The sequence below is a fragment of the Bradyrhizobium sp. AUGA SZCCT0431 genome, assembly GCF_018131065.1.
Lineage (GTDB): Bacteria > Pseudomonadota > Alphaproteobacteria > Rhizobiales > Xanthobacteraceae > Bradyrhizobium.
Window position 1 is genome coordinate 60,778 of record NZ_JAFCLR010000017.1, and the last position, 21,233, is coordinate 82,010.

Genomic DNA, 21,233 nt, shown 5'->3' on the forward strand with positions numbered 1-21,233 from the left:
CGGCGTCAATTATCTCGTTTCGACAATAGCGGCCGCGGAGTATGGGTCCCGGCTCAAGGCCGGGACGACATCATAATTTGCCGCCAAGGACGTGGGATAGGCAAGCGCACGGCGCCAACAGCGCCTTTGCCCACCCCGCGAAGCTGCTATACATCAGCTTATGTTAATCCTCGCCATCGATACCGCGCTTGATGCCTGCGCTGCGGCCGTGCTCGACACCGAGGCGGCCAGGATCATCGCGCAGGAATCGCAGCCGATGAAGCGCGGCCACGCCGAAGCCCTGATGCCGCTGATCGCGCGGGTGATGAAAGCATCCGGCATCGCGTTCACGTCGCTCGACCGTGTCGCCGTGACCAAGGGGCCCGGCAGCTTTACCGGATTGCGTGTCGGCCTCTCGGCTGCCCGCGGCATTGCGCTGGCGGCCGGCAAGCCGGTGGTGGGATTGACGACGCTGACCGCTTACGCGGCGCCTTTCGTCGGCGAGAACAGCGAGCATCCGATCATTTCCGCGATCGATGCGCGCCACGACCATGTGTATTTTCAGGTTGTCAGCGGCGACGGTGGTTCGCTGGTCAAGCCGAAAGTGGCGCCGATATCGGAAGCACTCGACGCCTCCCGCTTCGGCACGCCGCATCTGGTCGGCAATGCCGCGAAAATCCTCGCCGACCGCTGGCCGGCCAATGCGCCGCCGCCGTTCAGGGTCGATGCACAGCCGGCGCCCGACATCACCTGGGTGGCGTGGCTGGGCGCCGCCGTCAGCCCGGAGATGTCGCCGGCCAGTCCGTATTATCTGCGCGCGCCCGATGCCAAGCCGCCAAAGGACCCGCTGCCGCAAGCCTCACAGCCCGCATCATAATGGCCGAGATGATGGCCGGAACAATAGCCTTGGGATCCCTGATTTCCGAATGGTGGCGCGGCGGCACGCCGGTGGTCGAACCGGCGAGCCAGCGCGACGCGGCGCGGCTGGCGCAGCTGCACGGCGCCTCGTTTCACCGTGGCTGGGGTGAAGGCGAATTCGAGGCGATGCTGTCCGAACGCAACACGCTGGTTCATCGCCTCCGGCAAGGGCGCAAGGTGATCGGCTTTGCGGTCTCGCGCATGGCCGCCGACGAAGCCGAAATATTGTCGATCGCGATCGATGCCGGCGAGCGCGGCCGCGGCCTGTCGCGCAATTTGCTGCTGACCCATCTTGGCCATCTCGCCGGCCGCGGCGTGCGTTCCATCTTCCTGGAAGTGGAAGAAAACAATCAGCCGGCGCGGCGGCTGTATGAATGGGCCGGATTCGGCGTCATTGGGCGCCGCGAACGCTATTATCAGCAGCCCGGCGGGGAGCAATTGAATGCACTTCTGATGCGGCGCGACTTGTCGTAAACTGCGGGCGGTGGCAAAACACCCTGCCCTGTTCTCTAGAGCCTGTTCGGTTCTGATGGGATCAGAACCGAACAGGCTCTAGCTCTTTGTTTTGACGCGTTTTCTTTACGCGAATCGGTACCCACTTCGCTTGAAAACGCTATGAGGCCCGAGACCATATGCCCGTCCTGAAATCCCCGCCCGCGCACAAGAATACCGGTATCGAGGCACGCTGCGCCGCCACCGGCATGCGCATGACCGAGCAGCGCCGCGTCATCGCGCGGGTGCTGGCGGATTCGGTTGATCATCCCGACGTCGAGGAACTCTACCGGCGCTGCGTCGAGGTCGACGACAAGATCTCGATCTCGACCGTGTACCGCACCGTGAAACTGTTCGAGGACGCCGGCATCATCGAGCGGCATGATTTCCGCGAGGGCCGGGCGCGCTATGAACAGATGCCCGACAGCCATCACGATCACCTGATCAATCTGCGCGACGGCAAGGTGATCGAATTCACCTCGGAAGAGATCGAGAAGCTGCAGGCCGAGATCGCCCGCCAGCTCGGCTACAAACTGGTCGATCACCGGCTCGAACTGTATTGCGTGCCGCTGGACGAAGATAAGTCGTCATAGCGTTTTCAAGCGAAGTGGGTACCGGTTCGCGTGAAGAAAACGCGTCAAACAGAATGCAGATTCCACAGCTCATCATCTTCGATTGCGACGGCGTGCTGGTCGACAGCGAGGTCATTTCATGCCGCGCGCACGCGGAGACGCTGACGCGCCACGGCTATCCGATCACGGCGGATCAGGTGCTGCAGCGGTTCCTCGGCGTCTCCGATCGTGAGGCGCGCCTGACCGTCGAGGCCGAACTGGGTTGCAGTCTCCCGGACGATTTCGAAGCGCAGATGAAACAGGCCGCGCTGCGACGATATGCTGACGAACTGGGAGCCATTCCCCATATCGGCGAAGCGATTGCCGCAATCGGTCTTCCGAAATGCGTGGCATCGAGCGGGACGCCGGAGAAGATTCGCCATGGCCTCACCTGCGCCGGGCTCTACGATGTCCTCGCGCCCAACATCTTTTCCGCCACGCAGGTCAAGCGCGGCAAGCCTGCGCCCGACCTGTTTCTGTTCGCGGCCGAACAGATGAACGTCCCGCCGGCGCAATGCATCGTGATCGAGGACAGCGTTCCCGGCATCACCGGCAGTCGCGCCGCCGGGATGACCGTGCTCGGCTTTCACGGCGGCAGCCATTGCGGCGCAGGTCATGCCGAATTGCTGCGCTCCGCAGGCGCCGCCGTCACTTTCGACGATATGCGGCAATTGCCCGATCTAATCGGACGGATTGGGCCCGATCAGGCATAGTCATTTCGGGACGTGCGAAGCACGAACCCCGCATTCAGGTTCCATGAACCGCCAAGGATGAAGCCGCGTGCAAACCTTGAACGCCAATTTCGATCTCATCATTTTCGATTGCGACGGCGTGCTGGTCGACAGCGAGGTGATCTCGTGCCGCGTTCACGCCGAGGTGCTGACGCGTCACGGCTATCCGATCACCGCCGAGCAGGTGCGTCAGCGATTTCTCGGACGCACATCGCTCGATGCAACCACCGAAGTCGAGCGGGAACTCGGGCGGCCACTGGCCGAAACGTACGAGCATGAACGGCAAACGACATTGTTTACAGCGCTCGCGGACGCGGTTGAACCAATTCCGCATCTTCACGAGACGCTCGACGCCATCGACCTGCGCAAGTGCGTCGCCTCCAGTGCCGTGCACGAAAAGATTTTTACGAGCCTGTCACGGGTGAAACTGTACGAGCGCTTTGCCCCTCATATTTTTTCGGGATCGCAGGTGCGCAACGGCAAGCCGGCCCCTGATCTGTTTCTGCTCGCGGCGGAGCAGATGAAAGTCCCGCCGGCGCGATGCCTCGTGATCGAGGACAGCGTGGCCGGCGTCACCGGGGGCCGGGCCGCCGGGATGACCGTGCTCGGCTTTCATGGCGGCAGCCATTGTCGTCCGGACACCGCGGATACGCTGCGCGCGGCGGGCGCCGCGGTCACTTTCGGCGATATGCGGCAATTGCCTGATCTAATTGCCCGGATTGGGGCCGATTAGGCCGCATTCGGAGTATTCAACACCGTCATTCCGGGGCGTGCGAAGCACGAACCCGGAATCTCGAGATTCCCCGACGCGCAATTGCGCATCTGAGGTTCGCTTCGCGCCCCGGAATGACGGGGCTAATAAGCTGGATTTTCGGCCATTTAGGCTATAACTGACCCCCAGACCGGGCGCCGCATGGGCGCCGCGCCAACCCCGCACTCAGGTTCCATGAAGCCGCCGCGCAAGCTGCATATCAAGTCATATGGCTGCCAGATGAACGTCTACGATGCGCAGCGCATGGTGGACACGCTGGCGGGCGAAGGCTTTGTCGAGACCGACAGCGCCGAGGATGCGGATCTCGTCATCCTCAACACCTGCCATATCCGCGAGAAGGCTTCCGAAAAAGTCTACTCCGAACTCGGGCGCTTGCGTGTCGCCAAGGATGAAGCCGCGCGCCAGGGACGCGAGATGCGCATCGCGGTCGCCGGCTGCGTTGCGCAGGCCGAGGGCGAGGAGATCATCCGCCGCGCGCCGACCGTCGACGTCGTGGTCGGCCCGCAGAGCTATCATCATCTGCCGCAGCTACTGGCCCGCGCCAAAAGCCATGGCCGCGCGCTGGAGACCGAATTCCCGGTTGAGGACAAGTTCGGTTTTTTAGCCCCGCCGAAGCCCGCGGCGATCCGCGCGCGCGGCATCTCGTCGTTCGTCACCGTGCAGGAAGGCTGCGACAAGTTCTGCACCTTCTGCGTGGTGCCCTATACGCGCGGCGCCGAAGTCTCGCGGCCGGTGGCGAAGATCATCGACGACGTGATGCGGCTCGCCGACAATGGCGTGCGCGAGATCACGCTGATCGGGCAGAACGTCAACGCCTATCACGGCGAAGGTCCGGACGGACGAACCTGGCCGCTTGGCAGGCTGCTCACTCGTCTCGCCGAAATCCCCGGTATCGTGCGCCTGCGTTATTCGACCAGCCATCCCCGCGACGTCGATGATTCGCTTCTGGAGGCGCATCGCGACCTGCCCGAACTGATGCCGTTCGTGCATCTGCCGGTACAATCCGGCTCCGACCGCATTCTGGCTGCCATGAACCGGAAGCATACCGCCGATGATTACCGCCGCGTCATCGACCGATTTCGCGAGAGCCGCCAAGATATTGCATTTTCATCGGATTTTATCGTCGGCTTCCCCGGCGAAACCGAGGGAGAATTTGCCGCCACCCTCGCGCTTGTCACGCAAATCGGATACGCTGGGGCTTATTCGTTCAAATATTCGCCGCGGCCCGGCACGCCGGCGGCGGACATGCGGGAGACGGTGTCAGCGGCAGAAATGGACGAGCGATTGGGGCGGCTTCAGGAATTGATCGACAGCCAGCAATCGGCCTTCAACAAGGCCATGATTGGCAAGACTGTCGATGTGCTGTTCGAACGCGCAGCCCGTAACCCCGGCCAGATCGTCGGCCGCACCGCCTATCTGCAGCCCGCGCATGTGATGGCATCACCGGATATCATCGGAAAAGTGCTGCCGGTCTCCATCGACAGCCTGGAGCGCTACAGCCTGCTCGGCGAACTCGCAGCGCCCTCCGCGCGACCCTCTTTATCGACGCTTTCACCCATGACCGATTCTTCTCGAATAACAACGGGAGCCTGAACCCTTGCCCAAAAGCGCATCGGATTCACCTTCGCTTGCTCCCAGCCGCAAATTTGATCGCGACATGCAAATTCCGCCCGAAACCCAAGTCGTCATCGACTTCGACGATAACCGCGCCGCTTCCGCGCTGGTCGGCCCTTACGGGCAGAATCTCGCGCTGATCGAACGCCGGCTCGGCGTCGTCGTGGATTCGCGCGGCAATCACATCACCATCGCCGGATCGCGCGACGGCTGCGACGCGGCGCGGCGCGTCCTCGAGACGCTCTACGCCCAGGCGGTGCAGGGACAGGATCTGGCGCAGGGCGACGTCGAAGGCGCCATCCGCGCCGTGATCGCGCAGGGATCGCTGTTCGAATTCGATCCCAAGGCCGCCAAGACCGCGTTCGAGACCATCAATCTGCGCAAGCGCCCGGTGCGGGCGCGCACCGCCGCGCAGGATTCCTACATCCGCGCGCTGAAACGCAGCGAGATGGTGTTCGGCGTCGGCCCGGCCGGCACCGGCAAGACCTGGCTTGCGGTGGCGCATGCCGCGCAATTGTTCGAGCGCAAGGAAGTCGATCGCATCATCCTGACGCGACCCGCGGTCGAAGCCGGCGAACGGCTCGGCTTCCTGCCCGGCGACCTCCGCGAAAAAGTCGATCCCTATCTGCGGCCGATCTACGACGCGCTGTACGATCTGATGGATGCGCGCGTCGTCGAACGCGCGCTGCAGGGCGGCGAAATCGAGATCGCGCCGCTCGCCTTCATGCGCGGCCGCACGCTGACCAACGCCGTCATCATCCTGGACGAGGCGCAGAACACCACCTCGATGCAGATGAAGATGTTTTTGACCCGGCTTGGCGAGAACAGCCGCATGATCATCACCGGCGATCCCTCGCAGGTCGACCTGCCGAATGGCCAGACCTCGGGACTTGCCGAGGCCGTCAAGCTGCTCGACGGCGTCGAGGGGATCGCGCAGGTGAAGTTCACCGCCGAGGACGTCATCCGCCATGAACTGGTGGCGCGGATCGTCGCCGCCTATGAGGGCTTGCCGCAAAAACCGGCGACCGGCAGATCCTGATGGCCAGACCTTTGGCTTTGGGCCCGCAGCAGGCGGGCCCGGGCCGCAACCCGAATGCTGGCCTGCAAAACCCTGGAACGAAATTGTCTTCCGTCCACCCCGTAACCGAAGTCCTCGTGGTCGCCGATTGCTGGCAGACCGAGCCCGACGCCGAGGCGGTGATCCATCGCGCCATCAACGCCGCCGCCGAAATCGCCGATGCCGATGTCGGCGAAGCGGAACTGGCAGTCATGCTGACCGACGATTCCGGGATCCGAACCCTGAACAGCAATTGGCGCGGCATCGAAAAGCCGACCAATGTGCTATCGTTTCCGGCGTTGCAGCCGACCGGTGCGGGAACGCCCGACGATGCACCGCGCATGCTCGGCGATATCGCCATCGCCTATGAGACGACGCGCAAAGAGGCCGACGACGAACAAAAACCGTTCGATCACCATCTCAGCCATCTTGCGGTGCACGGGTTCCTGCATCTGATCGGCTACGACCACGAAAAAGACGACGACGCCGAAGCCATGGAGGGTCTCGAGCAGGAGATCCTCGCGCAGCTCGGCATTCCCGATCCTTATGCGGACCGGGAGCGGATGGACTGACATGCCGGACTCCGACCCTACCCACGACAATCCGCGCAACACGCCCAACCTTCCGGCCGTGGTGCAGGAAGGCGAGGTGCTGCGCCCGACAGCCGAGAACTGGCTGACCCGCGCGATCCGCACGCTGTTCGGCTGGAAGCCGGGATCGGTCCGCGCCGATCTGCAGGTCGTGCTCGATGCCTCGACGCCGGACGAGGTCGGCTTTTCCGCCATCGAGCGCACCATGTTGCGCAATATCCTCGGGCTGCACGAACGGCGCATCGCCGACGTGATGGTGCATCGCGCCGACATCGTCGCGGTCAAGCGCGACATCCCGCTCGGCGAATTGATGAGCCTGTTCGAGAGCGCGGCGCATTCGCGCCTCGTCGTCTACAACGAGACCCTCGACGACCCCGAAGGCATCGTGCACATCCGCGACCTCTTGGCGTTCATGACCGCGAAGGCGCGGGTCGGCGACACCACCAAGGCGAAGCGCAAGAAACCTTTCCCCGCGGGCCTCGATCTGCGCGCGGTCGACCTGGCGCAGCCGCTGGCGGACGCCAACATCATCCGCAAGCTGCTCTACGTGCCGCCGTCGATGCGGGCGATCGACCTTCTGGCGCAGATGCAGGCCTCGCGCATCCATCTGGCGCTGGTGGTCGACGAATATGGCGGCACCGACGGGCTGGTGTCGATCGAGGACATCGTCGAGCAGATCGTCGGCGAAATCGACGACGAACATGACAGCGACGAGCCGCCGGCGATCGTGCGGCAGGCGGATAATTCATTCATCGCCGATGCCCGCGCCAGCCTCGAGGACGCCCGCTCGGTGATCGGCGAGGACTTCATCACCGGCGAGGCCGGCGAAGAGGTCGCAACCCTTGGCGGCTATCTGGTGTCGCAGGTCGGCCGCCTGCCGGTGCGCGGCGAAGTCATTTCAGGCCCCGGCACTTACGAGATCGAAGTGCTCGACGCCGATCCGCGGCGGGTCAAGCGGCTGCGCATTGCGGTTCGCAAGGAACGGCCCGCCCCCCGCACGCAGCGCGAAAGCCGCCGCCGTGAAGCTGCGCCCGACGCCAATGCGCCGCAGGCCAATGACAACGCGCCGCCATCGTCCAGCGATGGAGCCGGCTCGCAGTGATTCCCGCCAGCAGACTTCGCGCCGCCGGTCTTGCGATCATCCTGGCCTGGGGATGGAAGCGCGCCGCCCTTGCGCTGGTGGCCGGCGCATTGTCGGCGCTGGCGATGGCGCCGTTCAATGCATGGCCGGTGCTGTTCCTGACCTTTCCGGTCGCGGTCTGGCTGATCGACGGCGCCGGTGCGGGGCGATGGCGCGGTGTGCCGGCGGCGGCGATGTCGGGCTTCTGGTTCGGGCTCGGCTATTTCGTCGTTGGACTTTACTGGATCGGTTACGCCTTCCTGGTCGATGCGCCAACGTTCGCCTGGCTGATGCCGTTCGCGGTGCTGGGCCTGCCGGCCTATCTCGCGCTGTTCACCGCGGCAGGCTTTGCGCTGGCGCGCCTGCTCTGGACCCGCGACGCTTCGCGCCTGCTCGCGCTCGCGATCAGCCTGACGATAACAGAGTGGCTGCGCGGCCATCTGCTGTCGGGATTTCCCTGGAATTCGTTCGGCTACGCGCTGTCGGAGCCGCTGGCGCTGGCCCAGACGGCCTCGCTGATCGGGCTGTGGGGGATGACGTTCCTCACGGTGGCGATCTTCGCAAGCCCGGCGGTCCTGATCGATGGCACCTCACGCGGAAGAAAACCCTGGCTCGCGCCGGCGGCGGCGCTCGGCCTGCTCGCGGTCATGGCCGTGTTCGGTGCCGTCAGGCTGTCGATGCAGCCGACCGTGCTGACAAAGGTCAAGCTGCGCATCATGCAGCCCAACCTGCAGCAGGACGTCAAATTCAATTACGGCGCCAAAGCGGAGGTGATGCAGAAGTACCTGACGCTGTCCGACCGCGCTTCCGGACCGCAATCGACCGGCGTGAGCGATGCACAGATTTTGATCTGGCCGGAATCGGCGTTCCCGTTCTTTTTGACCCGCGAAGCCGACGCGATGGCGCAGATCGCCGACCTGCTGCCGAGGGGCACCGTGCTGATCACCGGCTCGGTTCGCGCGCCCGACCTCCCGCCCGGCGTGCGAATCACGCGCGCCTACAACTCGATATATACGATCGACCATGACGGCAGCGTGCTGTCGGTCTACGACAAGCTGCATCTGGTGCCGTTCGGCGAGTACCTGCCGTTCCAGAGCCTGATGGAAAAACTCGGCTTCGTGCAGTTAACGAGGGTCCAGGGCGGGTTCATTCCGGGCACCCGCCGCCGCGCCATGGAAATACCGAACGCCCCGCGCGCGCTGCCCCTGATTTGCTATGAGGCGGTATTCCCCGGAGATATAACGACAGGGGACGAACGCCCGGGCTGGATCATCAACGTCACCAATGACGGCTGGTTTGGAATTTCGACTGGTCCCTATCAGCATCTGCAGCAAGCGCGCCTGCGCGCCATCGAAGAAGGCCTGCCCGTTGTTCGTGCAGCCAACACCGGCATTTCAGCTGTGATCGATCCGTCGGGGCGTATTGTCGCACGGCTCGGCCTTGGCATTGAAGGCGTGCTGGACGCCAACCTGCCAACGGCTTTGTCGCCGACGATTTACGCGCGCCTTAGAGACATTCCAGCGGGCATGATGGTGGCTGTTGCTTTGCTGCTGGTCACCCGTCGCCGTTTTGCGAGGCGAAAAGCCTAAAGTTTTGCATATTGCCTGTTGCGGTCGCCGCAAAACGCAACCTGCTCCAATCCACTAACTAGTTGACAGACCGACCGCGCAATTCGCATTCTGGGTTCCGCAACCAAAAAACAAGAACCAGTCAGTTCATTGCTCAAATTGTCCGCAGTTCAACCCGATCCTCCGAGCAGGATTTGACGGTACCGGCGCCTGAGGCATACTCCGCTTATGCCTCATTCCCCGGCGCGTAATCCCAGGAGTGTTGGAGATGTCCACCAAAGCGCCAGACCCTGTTGACAAATATGTCGGCAGCCGCGTTCGCATGCGACGCATCATGCTGGGCATGAGCCAGGAAAAACTCGGCGAGGCATTGGGCCTCACCTTCCAGCAGGTTCAGAAATACGAAAAGGGCACCAACCGGGTCGGCGCCAGCCGCCTGCAGCGGATCTCGGAAATCCTGCAGGTGCCGGTATCGTTTTTGTTCGACGGCGGGCCGAGCGGTGCTGTCAATGGCGACGGCTTCAGTGAATCCGGTTCGCCCGCCTACGTTTCCGACTTTCTCGCCACCTCCGAAGGCCTGGCGCTGACGCGGGCGTTCACGCGTATTACCGACGCCAAAATGCGCCGCAGTATCGTCGAACTGGTCGAACAGATCGCCGCGCGCGAAGGCCCCGACCCGCGCTGATTTCCGCAGCCATCACCGGATGTTCCGATTGACGCGCCCGCCGGCGCGAGCGCATGACATTGGCCGAAATTCCTCGGGCCGAAATTCCATGAAGGCAAAGCGCTGATGACCGGAACCACCGCCAATCCGTTTGATTCCAGTTGGATCCTCGACGGCATCCGCCGCTGGGTCGAAATCGAGACGCCGACCGAAGTGCCCGCACAGGTCAACAAGCTCGCCGACCTCGTCACTGATGGCTACCGCGACCTGCCCGCGACCGTCGAGCGGATCGCAGGAAAAGACGGATGCGGCGATCATCTGGTCGCGCGTTCGTCATGGGGGCAGGACGCGCCGGGCATCCTGGTGCTGAGCCATCTCGATACCGTGCATCCCCTGGGATTCATCGAGCGGCTGCCGTTCAAGATCGAGGGCGACAGCGTCTTCGGTCCCGGCATTTATGACATGAAGGGCGGCGCCTATCTCGCCTACCATGCCTTTCGCCAGATTTGTGCCGACGGCGCGCGATCGCCGCTTGGCATCACCCAGATGTTCGTCTCCGATGAAGAGATCGGCAGCCCGACGTCGCGCGCACTGATTGAGACGGAGGGACGTAAGGCAAAGTATGTGCTGGTGACCGAGCCCGCCCGCGACGGCGGCAAAATCGTCACCGGACGCAAGGGCGTCGCGCGCTTCGAAGTCTTCATCAAGGGCGTGCCGTCGCATGCCGGCACGCGGCCCGAGGACGGCCGCAGCGCGATCCGCGAACTCGGCAACGTCATTCAGACGCTGGAGGCGATGAACGACCTCAAGCGCGGCGTGTCAGTCAATGTCGGCGTCGTCAGGGGCGGCACCAAGCCGAACGTGATCGCAGAGGAGGCCTATGCCGAGGTCGACATGCGCGTGCCCGGCATTGCCGAATCCGACGAGCTGGTGCCGAAGATCCTCGGCCTGAAATCACGCACGGAGGGCGTCAGCATCACCGTCACCGGCGAACTGAATCGCCCGCCTTACGAAAAGAGCAACGCCGGTGCGGCGCTTTATGAGCACGCCAAGACGCTGGCGGCCGAAATCGGTTTCGATCTCGTCGACACCTTCACCGGCGGCGGCAGCGACGGCAATTTCACCGCGCCTCACACGGCGACGCTCGACGGCCTCGGGGTCGACGGCAAGGGCGCGCATACCCATTACGAGCAGATGTACATCTCCTCGATCGAGCCGAGGGCGCGGCTGCTGCACCGGCTGTACCAGACGCTGCGATGACGGTCTCACCGCGCGACATCGGCGATCGCGACGCGCCGCCGGATGACGGCGCCGCCGCGCATGCGCACGGCTCGTTCTTCGGCCGCCGCAAGGGCCACAAGCTGCGCATCCATCAGGCCGACCTGATCGACAATCTGCTGCCGCGTCTGGCGCTGGATATCGGAAGCCCCGCGCCCGACGATCTCACCGACATCTTCGAGTCGAAGCCTGATGCTGTCAGGCTGGAAATCGGATTCGGCGGCGGCGAGCATCTGGTCGCCGAAGCGCAGGCGTTTCCCGATATCGGGTTCATCGGCTGCGAGCCCTATGTCAACGGCATGGCGAAAATCCTGACGCAGATCGAAGCCCACAACATCGGCAATATCAGGCTCTACGCCGGTGACGCCGCCGAACTGCTGGCTTGGGCGCCGCCGCGATCGCTGGCGCGGATCGATCTGATTCATCCCGATCCCTGGCCGAAGCGCCGGCACTGGAAGCGACGCTTCGTGCAGGACGCCACGGTGGCCGCGATGGCGCGCATCATCAAATCAGATGGCGAGTTTCGCTTCGTCAGCGACATCGACGATTACTGCGCATGGACGCTGGCGCATCTGCTGCGTTCGCCGGATTTTTCCTGGATGGCGGAACGCGCCGCCGACTGGCGCGAGCCGTGGAGCGGCTACACGATGACGCGCTACGGACGGAAGGCCGAGCGCGAGGGACGTGTTGCGGCGTATCTGCGGTTTCGGCGGGTGGGCTAAATCTCTCAGCTGTCATTCCGGGGCGCGCGTTAGCGCGAACCCGGAATCTCGAGGTTCCCCGATGCGCAATTGCGCATCTGAGGTTCGATGCTTGCGCATCGCCCCGGAACGACGGAAACAACCTCGGGACTGCACCACGTCGCGCAATGACGGCCTCAACTCAAACCGTCGGGCGGGTTTTCCAGAAGCCGACGACGCGTTCGGCGGTCGTGGGCATCAGGCGCAAGAAATTCACGCGCGCGCTTTCGATATCGGCTGATGACGCCGTCCGGTTCGGGCCCAGCCGGAGCAGGATCAGCGCGCGCACGGTGGCCCATTCGAGGCCGACCGCCTTGCCGGCGATCAGGATCGGATCGTAGCGGTCGCCGGCAATCAGCCGGTCGAGGGTTGCGATCTTGACGCCGGTCATCGCGGCCAGCGCGGCGACGGATTCCTCGTATTTGTTGGCCTTGGCGAAGTTGAGCAGCGCGCTTTCGACCAGTTGGCCGTCGCGATGCAGCGAGAGGATCGTGCGCTGCGCTGCCTCGAAGTCGCGGCCGCTGTCTGTTCGTTCGACAGCGCCAGAAATTTCGTTGATCGCCCGCTTGATCGCCACCTGCCGCGCCGGCTTGACGACTGTGAACAGGCGGCGGCGGACCACATCGATCGTTCCGGCCAAAAGGTCCTTCAGTTGTTCGCTAGAGAGATCGTCGCGCTGGCCGATCTTGAGCGTCAGCACACCGTCCTGGCTGGCGCGCTTGATCAAGGTCGAATAGCCGTCCGACGAGAACGCCGCACCGGCATTGCCCGCCGCGCGCCTGACGACATCGCGGTCGCCGCGGCGCACGATGACATCGGTGAGATCGGGAGAAAGCGTCGGCCGATCCGACATCGCCAGCAGATGGCCCTGCCCCTTCACGCTGGCGATTTCGACCAGGATCCGTTCGTCGATCACCGGCGAGCGCCGCAGCAGCGGGCCGGCAATGGCAATTTCATCCTCATGGGCGAGCTGCCCGACCAGCCCGCGCGGCGCGTTGACAAGCAGCGACAGCCGCTCGGCGAGCTCGGCCCGCGCGGCAAGGTCGGCATGGGGGACCAGGCTGCTCAATACGCCGTCGAACAGATCGACGTGATCGGCGCCGAAATTGGCAGCCCCCTGCAGGAATAATTCACTGATCCGGCGCGCTGCATCGGCGCGGCGCTTGGGATCGCCGGCCCTGACGATGTCGTCCAGTCCTGGGATCAGCGTTGTCGCTAGCGTCATAAGCCTATCCAAACCGGCCGAATTGGCTGGTTTTCGGCAATCTAGGTACCGTTCGTGAATGAAGGGTTAGGCTTTGGCCCGCTCGGACAGGACTCAAAATCTCCCTTAACGGGGCGTGCAAGGCCTTGCCGGATTGCAGGAAAACCGCTATATCCGCCGCAACTTATGGTTCTCATACGATCGCGTATTGAGAGTGGGCCCTTCGGGACCCGCTCTTTTTTATTACCTGAACGAGCCCAGCCCAGAAGGGCCTTACGGCACGGTTCAGGGAACCGGCCGGATCCGGGTTAGACCCGGCCTAACCTCATGTAAGTAAAGACGCTTTTGACCCTGGACATGACCGAGCCAACTGCTGTTTCAGAGGATCTTGACCTGCTCGCCGAGCCGCGGCTCGTGGTCGAGCCGGGCGTCGCCGCGCGGGTTTCCGCCGTGGCAGGGCCGGTATTGCAGGGCATGGGCTACCGGCTGGTGCGGATCAAGATTTCCGGCGAGGCCGGCTGCACGGTCCAGATCATGGCCGAACGGCCCGACGGCACCATGCAGATCGAGGATTGCGAGGCGATTTCGCGTGCGCTGTCGCCGGTGCTGGACGTCGCCGATCCGATCGAGCGCGCCTACCGGCTGGAGATCTCATCGCCCGGCATCGACCGTCCGCTGGTGCGCCGTTCGGACTTCGAACGCTATGTCGGTCATCTCGTGAAGGTCGAGATGGCGCTCGCCCATCAGGGCCGCAAGCGTTTCCGCGGGCTCCTGCAGGGCGTCGAGGGCGACGCCGTGCGGATTCATCGCGATGACATCCGCGCAGACGAAGATGCGGACGTGCTACTCGTCATGGAAGACATCGCCGACGCCCGCCTGGTGCTCACCGACGAGCTGATCGCGGAATCGATGCGCCGCGGCAAGGCCGCCGAGCGCGAGCTGCGCCAGAATCTCGGGCTCGAGCCACCGCCGCCGCCGCACGCCAAAAAAAGCGATCCGGCCAAGAGCAACAAGCCGAAGCCCAAGACACTGAACAAGCCGCTGAAGAAGCCGTTACCGAAGAATACCAAGAAACATCGCCTCGCCGCGCAAGGTTTGCCCGGCGGCGAATTCGATCCCACCGAAGGAGACTGAGCCATGGCAGCTGTCAGCGCCAATAAACTCGAACTGCTGCAGATCGCAGACGCGGTTGCCCGCGAAAAATCGATCGACCGCGGCATCGTGATCGCGGCGATGGAAGACGCCATCGCCAAAGCGGCCCGCGCGCGCTACGGCAGCGAGACCGACGTTCACGCCGAGATCGACGCCAAGAAGGGCGAGCTCCGGCTGTCGCGCCACATGCTGGTCGTCGACGTGGTCGAGAATTCGTCGAACCAGATTTCGCTGGCCGATGCGCAGCGCGCCAATCCGGGCGCCCAGGTCGGCGACACCATCGCCGACACCCTGCCGCCGCTGGAATATGGCCGCATCGCCGCCCAGTCCGCCAAGCAGGTGATCGTCCAGAAGGTGCGCGAGGCCGAGCGCGACCGGCAATATCAGGAATTCAAGGACCGCATCGGCGACATCGTCAACGGCATCGTCAAGCGCGTCGAATATGGCAGCGTGATCGTCGATCTCGGCCGCGGCGAAGCCATCGTGCGCCGTGACGAGATGCTGCCGCGCGAAGTGTTCCGCAACGGCGACCGCGTCCGCGCCTATATCTTCGACGTCCGCCGCGAAACCCGCGGGCCGCAGATCTTCCTGTCCCGCACCCATCCGCAATTCATGGCAAAACTGTTCGCGCAGGAAGTGCCGGAGATCTATGACGGCATCGTCGAGATCAAGGCGGTGGCCCGCGATCCCGGTTCGCGCGCCAAAATCGGCGTTATTTCGCGGGATTCCTCGGTCGATCCGGTCGGCGCCTGCGTCGGTATGCGCGGTTCGCGCGTGCAGGCGGTGGTGAACGAACTCCAGGGCGAGAAGATCGACATCATTCCGTGGTCGCCCGATATTGCGACCTTTGTCGTCAACGCGCTGGCGCCCGCCGAAGTCGCCAAGGTCGTGATCGACGAAGACCGCGAGCGCATCGAGGTCGTGGTGCCCGACACCAACAACCAGCTGTCGCTGGCGATCGGCCGCCGCGGGCAGAACGTGCGCCTCGCTTCGCAGCTGACCGGCTGGGACATCGACATCCTCACCGAGCAGGAAGAATCCGAACGCCGCCAGGCCGATTTCGAGAATTCGACGCGGGTGTTCATGGAAGCGCTGAATGTCGACGAAGTGGTCGGCCAGTTGCTGGCGTCGGAAGGTTTCACCTCGGTCGAGGAACTCGCGCTGGTCGACGTCAAGGAACTCGCCGGCATCGAGGGCTTCGACGAGGAGACCGCCAACGAACTGCAGAGCCGTGCAAAAGAATATCTGGAACAGCTCGAGACCGAGCTGGAAAACAAACGCAAGGAACTCGGTGTGGATGACGCTTTGAAGACAGTACCCGGCGTGACCTCGAAGATGCTGGTCAAGTTCGGCGAGAACGACATCAAGTCGGTCGAGGATCTGGCCGGTTGCGCCACCGACGATCTGGTTGGCTGGACCGAACGCAAGGAAGGCGCCGAGCCGACCAAGTTCCCCGGCATTCTCGACGCCAACGAAATCTCGCGCGACGATGCCGAGCGCATGATCATGCAGGCCCGCGTCATCGCCGGCTGGATCACCGAGGCCGACCTTGCCAAGCAGTCCGAGGCGGCGGAAGCCACCGAAGACCAGACGGCGTAAGGAGATGCCCCGCGCATGCTCGCCATGGCTGACCCCGATCTCGACAACGGACCGCGGACCGACAAGTCCGCGACGATGCGGATGTGCGCGGTCACCCGTGAGGTGCGCCCGATCGACGAACTGATCCGGTTCGTGGTCTCGCCCCAGGGCGAGGTCGTTCCGGATCTGAAGCGCAAGCTCCCCGGCCGCGGACTGTGGGTCTCGGCATCGCGCCGGACCGTTGCGGAAGCGGTGCGGCGTAACCAATTTAGCAGGGGTTTCAAGCGCGACATCCGGGCCGCCGCGACCCTCCCCGCCGACACCGAGGCTTTGCTGGTTCGCAGCGCGACCGAGGCGCTGGCGATGGTCGCCAAGGCCGGCCAGGTCGTCTCCGGTTTCAGCAAGGTCGAGGGCGCGCTCCGCGAGGGGGAGGCCCAGGCCCTGATCCACGCTTCCGACGGCGCGGCCGACGGAATCCGCAAATTGGACGCGATCGTGCGGCAAAAGCGCGGAAATGCGGATGAATCGCCGGAATTTCCGATCGTCAATGTTCTGACGTCGGCAGAATTGGATTTGGCACTGGGGCGGTCAAATGTGATACATGCTGCCCTGCTCGCGGGCCCGGCGAGCAAGACGTTCCTGTCGCGCTGCCAGATCCTGGTCCGATACCGGATGGCCGATGACGACAAGACCGAAGGAAGCGGCCAGAAATTCTGACTAACAAGACTTGCTTTAACGACTGTGCGAATGCGCACAACGCAACAAGATTAGGACTGCTGAATGGTTGATACCAAAACGCCTGGCGACAAGACTTTGAGTGTCCCGACCAAGACCTTGACGCTCAAGCCGCGCGTCGAGACGGGCACCGTACGCCAGAGCTTCAGCCATGGCCGGACCAAGCAGGTCGTGGTCGAGAAGCGCGGCAAGCGCCGCCTCGGCGGCGACGCGCCTGCCGGCGAAACCCATGCGCCCGAACCTGTGGTCGCCAAGCCGGCGCCGGTCGTCGCCAAAGCGCCAAACCGTCCCTCAGCGCCAGCCGCGCCCCGCGCCGGCTCCGGCGTGGTGTTGCGCACGCTGACCGAGGATGAACGTTCCGCGCGCGCCAGCGCGCTGGCCGATGCCAAGGTCCGTGACATCGAGGAACGTCGGCTGGCGGAAGAAGAAGCCAAGCGCCGCAGCAGCAAGGAAGGCATCGAGCAGGCCGAGCGCGAAGCCGCCGAAGCGCGCCGCAAGGCCGAGGAAGAACGTCACCGCCTGGAAGAAGAAGCCAAACGCAAGGCCGAACTCGAAGCCAAGAAGCGATTTGGCGAGGCCGAGGCCAAGACGGCAACGACCACCGCACCCGGCACCACTACCACCACCACCGCGCGCCCCGCGGCCCGGCCGACGGCCTCGGCAGTGCCGCCCGCGCGCGCGCCGGGCGTTGCCGCCGACGCCTCCGATGAGGATGAAGGTCCGCGCCAGATCCGCCGTGGCCCCGGCGGCGCCATGCGCCCCGCCGTGCCGCCGAAGACGACCCACAAGCCCGGACCGCAAAAGGAACGCGGCCGCCTGACGCTGGTCACCGCCCTGGATGCCGACAATGTGCGCGAGCGTTCGATCGCCTCGTTCCGCCGCCGCACCCAGCGGCTGAAGGGACACGCCTCGAACGAGCCGAAGGAAAAGATCATCCGCGAAGTGGTGATTCCGGAAGCCATCAACATCCAGGAACTCGCCAACCGCATGTCGGAACGCGCGGTCGACGTCATCCGCCTGCTGATGAAGCAGGGCGCGATGCACAAGATCACCGACGTGATCGACGCCGACACCGCACAGCTGATCGCCGAGGAATTGGGCCATACCGTCAAGCGCGTGGCCGCGTCCGACGTCGAAGAGGGTCTGTTCGACATCGTCGACGATTCCACCGACACCGAACCGCGTTCGCCGGTCGTGACCGTGATGGGCCATGTCGACCACGGCAAGACCTCGCTGCTCGACGCGCTTCGCCATGCCAACGTGGTTTCGGGCGAAGCCGGCGGCATCACCCAGCATATCGGCGCCTATCAGGTGACTTCGCCGGAAAGCGGCAAGAAGATCACCTTCATCGATACCCCCGGCCACGCCGCGTTCACCGCGATGCGTGCGCGCGGCGCCAAGGTCACCGATATCGTGATCCTGGTGGTGGCGGCCGATGACGGCGTCATGCCGCAGACCATCGAGGCGATCAACCACGCCAAGGCGGCGAAGGTTCCGATGATCATCGCGATCAACAAGATCGACAAGCCCGACGCCAAGCCGGAGCGCGTGCGCACCGAGCTGTTGCAGCACGAGGTTCAGGTCGAGTCGTTCGGCGGCGACGTCGTCGACGTCGAGGTATCAGCCAAGAACAAGACCAATCTCGACAAGCTGCTGGAAATGATCGCGCTGCAGGCCGAACTGCTCGACCTCAAGACCAACGCGGAACGTCCCGCCGAAGGCACCGTGATCGAAGCCCGGCTCGACCGCGGCCGCGGTCCGGTTGCGACCGTGCTGGTGCAGCGCGGAACCCTGCGCATCGGCGACATTATCGTGGCTGGCGCCGAAATGGGCCGCGTCCGCGCCCTCATCAACGATCAGGGTATGAACATCGACGAGGCCGGACCTTCGGTGCCGGTCGAGGTGCTCGGCTTCAACGGTCCGCCGGAAGCCGGCGACCGTCTCGCGGTGGTCGAGAACGAAGCCCGCGCCCGTCAGGTTACGAGCTACCGCGCCCACCAGAAGCGCGAGAACGCGGCTGCCTCGATTTCCGGCATGCGCGGCTCGCTCGAACAGATGATGTCGCAGCTCAAGACCTCGGGCCGCAAGGAATTCCCGCTGATCATCAAGGCCGACGTGCAAGGTTCGCTCGAAGCCATTTTGGGATCGCTGGAAAAGCTCGGCACCGACGAGGTCGCCGCGCGCATCCTGCATGCGGGCGTCGGCGGCATCTCCGAATCGGACGTGACGCTGGCGGAAGGTTTCAACGCCGCCATCATCGGCTTCTCGGTTCGCGCCAACAAGGAAGCGGCGGCCGCCGCCAAGCGCAACGGCATCGAGATCCGCTATTACAACATCATCTACGATCTCGTGGACGACATCAAAAAGGCGATGTCCGGCCTGCTCGCGCCGACGCTGCGCGAAACCATGCTGGGCAATGCGCAGATCCTGGAAGTGTTCAACATTTCCAAGGTCGGCAAGGTCGCCGGCTGCCGCGTCACCGACGGCACCGTGGAACGCGGCGCCAATGTACGCCTCATTCGCGAAAACGTGGTTGTGCATGAAGGCAAGCTCTCGACACTGAAGCGCTTCAAGGACGAAGTGAAGGAAGTGCAGTCCGGCCAGGAATGCGGCATGGCGTTCGAGAATTACGGCGACATGCGCGCCGGCGACGTTATCGAGTGTTATCGCGTGGAGACGATCCAGCGGAGCCTGTAAGTCTGAACCTTACGGCTTCGTCAGGAGACATTGTATTAGTTCGACGTCATGCCCGGCCAAAAGCGCGAAGCGCGTCTTCGCATTGATGAGCCGGGCATCCACGTCCCAGGGAATTCAGCAGCAACAAAGACGTGGATGGCCGGGAACAGCCCGGCCATGACGGATTTATTTTTGAGAGACCGCTATGCCCCGGCACCACAGCAAGAGTTCCGCTCCCGGCGGCTCGCAACGTCAATTGCGCGTCGGCGAGACCGTACGCCATGCGGTCGCCGATATTCTGTCGCAGGGTAACGTGCATGACCCCGATCTCGAGGGTCACATCATCACGGTTCCGGAGGTGCGCATGTCACCGGACCTGAAGCTCGCGACCATTTATGTGATGCCGCTCGGCGGACGCGACACCGACGTCGTGCTCGCAGCGCTCGCGCGCAACAAGAAGTTCCTGCGCGGCGAGATCGCGCACCGCGTTAACCTGAAATTTTCCCCTGATCTTCGCTTTCGCGTCGACGAACGATTCGACGAAGCGGAACGGATCGAGAAATTACTGAGAACACCTGCGGTGCAGAAAGACCTCGCACCCGATTCGGACGACGAGTGATGATTGTGACCCCGATTTTGACCAGCGCAAACAGCGTGCTCGATTCGCAAAATGCCGAATCGCATGACGCCGAAAAAAATATTTTTACCGAAGCGCGCAACGACGATACTCGTCGCGGCCATAACGATCCGCGCCAGAAGCATCAGGGCAAGCAGCAACGCCAGAACAATCAGCCGCGCCGCGACAAGCGTGACGTCCATGGCTGGGTGATTCTCGACAAGCCGATCGGCATGACCTCGACGCACGCGGTGGCGGTGCTCAAGCGCTTGTTCCAGGCCAAGCGCGCCGGCCATGCCGGCACCCTCGACCCGCTCGCCTCCGGCGGCCTGCCGATCGCGCTGGGCGAAGCCACCAAGACGGTCCCGTTCGTGATGGACGGCCGCAAGCGCTACCGCTTCACCGTGAGCTGGGGCGAGGAGCGCGATACCGACGACACCGAGGGCCGGGCGACCAGGACCAGCGATCTCAGGCCCTCCGCCGAGGCGATCCGGGCGCTGCTGCCGCAATTCACCGGCCTGATCGAGCAGATCCCGCCGCAGTATTCCGCGATCAAGGTCCAGGGCGAACGGGCCTATGATCTGGCCAGAGACGGCGAAACCGTCGAATTGAAGCCGCGGCCGGTCGAGATTCACGAATTAACCCTTGTAGAACATGGAGATAACGGCCAATCCGTGTTTGAGGCCGAGTGCGGCAAGGGAACCTATGTCCGGGCGCTGGCCCGCGATATCGGCCGGATTCTGGGCTGTTTCGGCCACATCAGCGCCTTGCGGCGGACCCTGGTCGGTCCATTCCGCGAAGCGGACATGATTCCGCTGGAACAGTTGGAGGCTTTGTGTAATAGAGCCGCGTCGGGCGAGGGCAGCCTCGCCGACGCGCTTTTGCCCGTTGAGACCGCGCTGGACGACATCCCGGCACTGGCCGTCACACGGGCTGATGCGGCAAGGCTCCATCGGGGCCAAGCCGTTTTGTTGCGCGGACGGGATGCGCCCAATTGTAGCGGCACAGTCTATGTCACGGTGGCAGGCCGGCTTCTGGCCCTCGCCGAAATTGGCAATGGCGAACTCATCCCCAAGCGTGTGTTCAACCTGACCGGACTGACTGCCAGTTCCGGTCGCAACAACGAGAAAGTTTGACG

At 63.9% G+C, this 21,233-nt stretch carries 20 protein-coding genes; 19 read left to right on the plus strand and 1 reads right to left on the minus strand.

The window, feature by feature from the left end; genetic code table 11:
* Positions 1 to 160: 160 nt before the first annotated feature.
* From tsaB to trmB, 13 genes are all read left to right on the plus strand, one after another.
* The gene (gene tsaB, locus JQ567_RS18380) at positions 161 to 856 is read left to right on the plus strand and encodes a tRNA (adenosine(37)-N6)-threonylcarbamoyltransferase complex dimerization subunit type 1 TsaB (protein WP_212440137.1); all 696 of its coding nucleotides are present in this window, start codon (positions 161 to 163) and stop codon (positions 854 to 856) included.
* A gap of 11 nt (positions 857 to 867) precedes the next feature.
* On the plus strand, positions 868 to 1,371 hold the full coding sequence (gene rimI / locus JQ567_RS18385; protein ID WP_212440138.1) for a ribosomal protein S18-alanine N-acetyltransferase: 504 nt from the start codon (positions 868 to 870) through the stop codon (positions 1,369 to 1,371).
* Positions 1,372 to 1,529: 158 nt separating this feature from the next.
* Positions 1,530 to 1,982, plus strand: coding sequence for a Fur family transcriptional regulator (locus tag JQ567_RS18390; RefSeq protein ID WP_212440139.1), 453 nt, complete (start codon positions 1,530 to 1,532; stop codon positions 1,980 to 1,982).
* Between the two features lie 53 nt (positions 1,983 to 2,035).
* Complete coding sequence (locus JQ567_RS18395; RefSeq protein ID WP_212440140.1) at positions 2,036 to 2,713, plus strand: HAD family hydrolase; 678 nt, start codon at positions 2,036 to 2,038, stop codon at positions 2,711 to 2,713.
* A 67-nt stretch (positions 2,714 to 2,780) separates the two neighbouring features.
* Positions 2,781 to 3,464 (plus strand): HAD family hydrolase, encoded by a 684-nt coding sequence (locus JQ567_RS18400; RefSeq protein ID WP_312017425.1) that lies wholly within the window; start codon positions 2,781 to 2,783, stop codon positions 3,462 to 3,464.
* 213 nt (positions 3,465 to 3,677) lie between these two features.
* The gene (gene miaB / locus JQ567_RS18405; protein ID WP_212440141.1) at positions 3,678 to 5,096 is read left to right on the plus strand and encodes a tRNA (N6-isopentenyl adenosine(37)-C2)-methylthiotransferase MiaB; all 1,419 of its coding nucleotides are present in this window, start codon (positions 3,678 to 3,680) and stop codon (positions 5,094 to 5,096) included.
* A gap of 4 nt (positions 5,097 to 5,100) precedes the next feature.
* Entirely contained in the window at positions 5,101 to 6,156 is a 1,056-nt protein-coding gene (locus JQ567_RS18410; RefSeq protein WP_212264026.1) for a PhoH family protein, read from the plus strand.
* An 83-nt stretch (positions 6,157 to 6,239) separates the two neighbouring features.
* Complete coding sequence (gene ybeY / locus JQ567_RS18415) at positions 6,240 to 6,746, plus strand: rRNA maturation RNase YbeY (RefSeq protein WP_249165547.1); 507 nt, start codon at positions 6,240 to 6,242, stop codon at positions 6,744 to 6,746.
* A gap of 1 nt (position 6,747) precedes the next feature.
* On the plus strand, positions 6,748 to 7,866 hold the full coding sequence (locus tag JQ567_RS18420; protein ID WP_249165541.1) for a hemolysin family protein: 1,119 nt from the start codon (positions 6,748 to 6,750) through the stop codon (positions 7,864 to 7,866).
* Positions 7,863 to 9,473: an apolipoprotein N-acyltransferase gene (lnt, locus tag JQ567_RS18425; RefSeq protein ID WP_212440144.1), complete on the plus strand. Its 1,611-nt coding sequence runs from the start codon at positions 7,863 to 7,865 to the stop codon at positions 9,471 to 9,473. Before JQ567_RS18420 ends, lnt begins: the two co-directional genes overlap by 4 nt.
* Positions 9,474 to 9,720: 247 nt before the next feature.
* Positions 9,721 to 10,137, plus strand: a complete 417-nt coding sequence (locus JQ567_RS18430; protein WP_212440145.1) for a helix-turn-helix domain-containing protein — start codon at positions 9,721 to 9,723, stop codon at positions 10,135 to 10,137.
* A 105-nt stretch (positions 10,138 to 10,242) separates the two neighbouring features.
* The gene (locus JQ567_RS18435; protein WP_212440146.1) at positions 10,243 to 11,376 is read left to right on the plus strand and encodes a M20 family metallopeptidase; all 1,134 of its coding nucleotides are present in this window, start codon (positions 10,243 to 10,245) and stop codon (positions 11,374 to 11,376) included.
* Positions 11,373 to 12,116, plus strand: a complete 744-nt coding sequence (gene trmB / locus JQ567_RS18440) for a tRNA (guanosine(46)-N7)-methyltransferase TrmB (RefSeq protein WP_212440147.1) — start codon at positions 11,373 to 11,375, stop codon at positions 12,114 to 12,116. The genes JQ567_RS18435 and trmB overlap by 4 nt, the downstream gene beginning before the upstream one ends.
* Before the next feature lie 160 nt (positions 12,117 to 12,276).
* Here the strand turns inward: trmB and JQ567_RS18445 are convergent, their stop codons facing one another.
* Complete coding sequence (locus tag JQ567_RS18445; protein WP_212440148.1) at positions 12,277 to 13,359, minus strand: DUF2336 domain-containing protein; 1,083 nt, start codon at positions 13,357 to 13,359, stop codon at positions 12,277 to 12,279.
* Positions 13,360 to 13,695: 336 nt separating this feature from the next.
* On the opposite strand from JQ567_RS18445, the gene rimP reads away from it, so the two are divergent.
* From rimP to truB, 6 genes are all read left to right on the plus strand, one after another.
* The gene (gene rimP, locus JQ567_RS18450) at positions 13,696 to 14,472 is read left to right on the plus strand and encodes a ribosome maturation factor RimP (RefSeq protein ID WP_212440149.1); all 777 of its coding nucleotides are present in this window, start codon (positions 13,696 to 13,698) and stop codon (positions 14,470 to 14,472) included.
* A 3-nt stretch (positions 14,473 to 14,475) separates the two neighbouring features.
* The gene (gene nusA, locus JQ567_RS18455; protein WP_192736271.1) at positions 14,476 to 16,089 is read left to right on the plus strand and encodes a transcription termination factor NusA; all 1,614 of its coding nucleotides are present in this window, start codon (positions 14,476 to 14,478) and stop codon (positions 16,087 to 16,089) included.
* A 15-nt stretch (positions 16,090 to 16,104) separates the two neighbouring features.
* On the plus strand, positions 16,105 to 16,785 hold the full coding sequence (locus JQ567_RS18460; RefSeq protein WP_212440150.1) for an RNA-binding protein: 681 nt from the start codon (positions 16,105 to 16,107) through the stop codon (positions 16,783 to 16,785).
* A gap of 63 nt (positions 16,786 to 16,848) precedes the next feature.
* Positions 16,849 to 19,500, plus strand: coding sequence for a translation initiation factor IF-2 (gene infB / locus JQ567_RS18465; RefSeq protein ID WP_212440151.1), 2,652 nt, complete (start codon positions 16,849 to 16,851; stop codon positions 19,498 to 19,500).
* Positions 19,501 to 19,684: 184 nt separating this feature from the next.
* Positions 19,685 to 20,098 carry a 30S ribosome-binding factor RbfA gene (gene rbfA / locus JQ567_RS18470; RefSeq protein ID WP_212440152.1) on the plus strand — a complete coding sequence of 138 codons (414 nt, stop codon included), beginning with the start codon at positions 19,685 to 19,687 and terminating at the stop codon, positions 20,096 to 20,098.
* A complete protein-coding gene (truB, locus tag JQ567_RS18475) occupies positions 20,098 to 21,231 on the plus strand; it encodes a tRNA pseudouridine(55) synthase TruB (RefSeq protein ID WP_212440153.1) in 1,134 nt (377 codons plus the stop codon). Before rbfA ends, truB begins: the two co-directional genes overlap by 1 nt.
* Positions 21,232 to 21,233: the final 2 nt, after the last annotated feature.